Source organism: Albidovulum sp. (assembly GCF_049646345.1).
In the GTDB taxonomy this organism is placed as follows: domain Bacteria; phylum Pseudomonadota; class Alphaproteobacteria; order Rhodobacterales; family Rhodobacteraceae; genus Albidovulum.
In genome coordinates, this window is record NZ_JBARVQ010000867.1 from 1 (window position 1) to 2683 (window position 2683).

3 protein-coding genes are annotated in these 2683 nt (G+C 57.0%); all 3 read right to left on the minus strand.

What is annotated here, in order from left to right; translation table 11 throughout:
* Positions 1–64: 64 nt before the first annotated feature.
* Entirely contained in the window at positions 65–1051 is a 987-nt protein-coding gene (locus WBB85_RS22655; RefSeq protein WP_432640829.1) for a type II secretion system F family protein, read from the minus strand.
* Between the two features lie 16 nt (positions 1052–1067).
* The gene (locus WBB85_RS22660; protein ID WP_432640830.1) at positions 1068–2036 is read right to left on the minus strand and encodes a type II secretion system F family protein; all 969 of its coding nucleotides are present in this window, start codon (positions 2034–2036) and stop codon (positions 1068–1070) included.
* Between the two features lie 5 nt (positions 2037–2041).
* On the minus strand, positions 2042–2683 hold a 642-nt coding region (locus WBB85_RS22665; RefSeq protein ID WP_432640831.1), incomplete at its 5' end, for a CpaF family protein.

Consider the following 2683-nt stretch of genomic DNA (forward strand, 5'->3'; position numbering starts at 1 on the left):
CGATTGACAGGCGGCCAGCAAAGCGATCACCAGCGGAAACAGAATTCTATGTGTTGCCATGGCCTCAGAGGCGGAAATTCTTGAACAGCTCCATCATATCGTAAACGGAAGGACCAACAAGGATAACCAGCAGGGGCGGCACGGTGAACATCATCGTGCCTAGCGTCATCTTGGTCGGAAGCTTGTTTGCGGCCTCTTCTGCGCGCATGACGCGCTTGTCCCGCATCTCACCGGCATAGACGCGAAGCGCCTCCGCGATTGAGGTGCCGAAGGTCTGCGACTGGATCATAACCGTTACGAAGGAAGCAATATCGTTCACCCCGGTGCGTTCGGAAAACGCGCGCAGAACGCTGGTCTTGTCCTTACCGGCCTTGATTTCCTGCGCGACGATCTCAAATTCCTCGGCCAGAGTGGGATAGCCGGTTTTCAATTCTTTGGAGACCCGGATAATCCCCTGATCGAGCGATTGCCCCGCTTCGACACAGACCAAGAGCATGTCCAGGGCGTCCGGGAAGCCGTTTTGAATTTCTTCCTGGCGGCTTTGAACGCGGCGTTCGATCCAGTAGACCGGCAGGTAATATCCAACAGCCCCGGGCAGGAGTACCGCCAGAATTAGCTTCGTGGTCGTCACTTCGTCAGTCGTGGAGGCGATTATTGCGTAGATGACGCCAATGATCAGGAACAGGATGCCCAGAATGAACTGGATCGCATGAAACTTGCGAACCGAGTCGCGGCCCCGATAGCCCGCCCTCATCATTCTGAGACGCGAAGAACTCAGTTCCTCTTCCGTTTTCGGTTCAAGGAACGTCGCGAACTTGTCGAGTTGTGCGTTCTTTTTGCCTGAGCGGAGTGCTTTTTTATCTGGCAACCCGTTTTTGGTTCCGCCTGCGGGGCGCGCATTGCCCTGAAGCTTTGAGAACGGATCGGCCCGTTTCTTGAGCATGACAGGAAGCGTCACCGCAATCAGCAGGATGCCGAGAATGGCAACGGCATAGAGCGGTCCAAGCGGTCCGAGCTTGTCGATGAGCAGATCGTTGATGGAAGTCAGCATTTGGGACGGTCCCTTCTCAGACCTTGATGTTCACCATCATCCTCATGAACAAGACATTGATCGCGAGGAATGTGAAAACAAAGAGTGCGGCCGGAACGAACGCAGGTGTATCTTTCACCGTGTCGAAATAGTCCGGTTTCAGGATCTGGATGATTACCAGTACGCCGACCGGGAAACCCGACAGGAACATGCCGGACCATTTCGCTTCGGCGGTGATGGCGCGAACGCGGCGGAACAGCCTGAAACGGGCCCGGATCACTTTGGCAAGACCGTCGAGGATCTCGGCCAGGTTACCGCCCGATTGCTGCTGGATTGTCACCGCAACGGCAAGGAAACGAAAATCCTGCATGTCCATACGCTCGGCAAGGTCCTTGAGGGATTCCGAAACGTCGCGACCATAGGCGCTCTCATCCGAGATCATCCCGAATTCGGTCCCAAGCGGGTCCGGCACTTCCTTGGCGACAATCTGGATCGCGGATGAAAACGGATGCCCGACGCGCAGGGACCGGACCATCAGTTCGACGGCATCAGGAAGCTGTTCTTCGACCAGATCCATGCGTTTCTTGGCTTTTCTGTGGATCCAGAAAAAGACTGCACCAATTCCCATAACGATCGAAACCGCAATCTGAACCGGTGTGGAAGCCGCAGTGCCGATCTTGAGACCGACGAATGAAACCACGGTCAACAGCCCCATCATGCCGACAAGCGCCTTGGGCGAAAATGCGATATTGGCCTTCTGCGCCTTGGTCGCGAGGATTGAATAAAGCGGGATGCCTTTTGCCTTGAGGTGCTGGCTGGCTTCCTTGCGAAGCTGTTCCAGAACCTGTTCGCGCTGTCCGCCTTTTTCCAGGAGGTCAAGCCGCCTGTTGACCTTGGAGTTCAAGGAAATCGATTTGCCGAAGACCAGAAGGTACAGGCCTTCGACAAGCAGAAGCACGGCAAGAAAGATCAGGCCGTAGATGATTGGGGTCGGGCTGATGATCATCGTCGTTACTCCGCAGCGACGGGTTCATAGATGGAAGCAGGCAGGTCGTAGCCCCAGGCCCGGAAGCGATCCGAATAGGCCGAACGCACACCGGTCGCGGTGAAGCGGCCGACGATCTTGCCGTCGCCGGCCAGACCGAGGCGTTCGTAGCGGAACACCTCCTGCATAGAAATTACGTCACCTTCCATGCCGGTGATCTCGGTGATCGAGGTCATGCGGCGCGAACCGTCCTGCAGACGCGAGGCCTGCACGATAAGGTTGACGGCCGAGGCGATCTGGGACCGCACCGCCTTCAGCGGCATTTCGATCCCGGCCATGGCGACCATGTTTTCCAGACGGCTGATACCATCGCGGGCAGAGTTGGCGTGGATCGTGGTCATCGAACCGTCATGGCCGGTGTTCATGGCCTGCAACATGTCGATGACTTCCTCGCCCCGCGTTTCGCCGACGATGATGCGGTCGGGACGCATACGAAGAGCGTTCCTCAGACAGTCGCGCTGGGTCACGGCGCCCTTGCCTTCCACGTTCGCGGGGCGGCTTTCCATCCGGCCCACATGAACCTGCTGAAGCTGAAGTTCCGCCGTGTCCTCGATTGTCAGGATGCGTTCGGAATTGTCGATAAAGGACGAAAGCGCCTTGAGCGTTGT